General features: G+C 57.8%; 1 protein-coding gene. It reads right to left on the reverse strand.

The window, feature by feature from the left end:
* Positions 1–145: 145 nt before the first annotated feature.
* Positions 146–625, reverse strand: coding sequence for a HEAT repeat domain-containing protein (locus OO12_RS14460; RefSeq protein WP_034159427.1), 480 nt, complete (start codon positions 623–625; stop codon positions 146–148).
* Between the last annotated feature and the right edge of the window lie 165 nt (positions 626–790).

The raw sequence follows: 790 nt of genomic DNA on the forward strand, positions 1-790 counted from the left end.
TATGACTCCTCAGTTGAAGGAGCCTCGATGGTCTGCCCGCCTCAGGCGGCGCTCAACTCAGGCGCAAACCTCGTATCTACGTCTCGACCTCACCGCGCACGCCAATCCCGCGCAGCGGGTTCGTGCACCGCCCCAAAATCAGCCGTCAACCATCCTGTGATTGCTCCCCGGCACAAGCTGCAATCGCATCCGTAATTTCGTCATCGATCCATGGTGCGCCACCTCGGCCTACCCATCGCCGCAAACCTTTTAAGAGGGAAGGATCAGCAACGATGCGGGCAGCCTGAAACGTTGCGTAGGCACAGTCGTCCTGTTCGAGTTCGCGCTGCAAAATGGGTAGAGCCATGCCCGCGTCCCTGTCTGCCAATCCTTGCAGTGCTTCCCCACGAACGCAGGAGTCTTCGTCGGCGGTTGCTGTAACGAGCGCATCTCGTATTTCAGATGTATCGATCTCCTGCTGTGCCAGTAGCATGGTCGCCCAGTCTCGGTTCGATACATCCTCATCGCGGGTGTAAGCGATGAGCGTCCGCAGATTGTGGTCAGCGAAATCGCTACCCGTGAGCGGGATTTCGTCGTTGGCGACCATCACCAAAAAGTCGGCAGTTGGAGTGTAGCCGTCTTCCATGTTCATCTGCCTAACGCGAAAATCCTAACGTCCGCTTTCCACCGAGGCTGTGTGAAAACGCCATTTGAGCGGCGGCGCATTGAGCTGCGGCACGGGCATTCTTACTGCTGCATCGCGGCGATCAGACCGGTTGCTCCCATCAGGGCGATTGCGCGTTTGATGTTA

The sequence above is a fragment of the Sphingomonas sp. ERG5 genome (assembly GCF_000803065.1).
Lineage (GTDB): Bacteria > Pseudomonadota > Alphaproteobacteria > Sphingomonadales > Sphingomonadaceae > Sphingomonas.

What these genes read in the sequence shown, in the direction of transcription:
- OO12_RS14460 (WP_034159427.1), bottom strand. Translation starts at nt 625, where the DNA reads ATGGAAGACGGCTACACTCCAACTGCCGACTTTTTGGTGATGGTCGCC.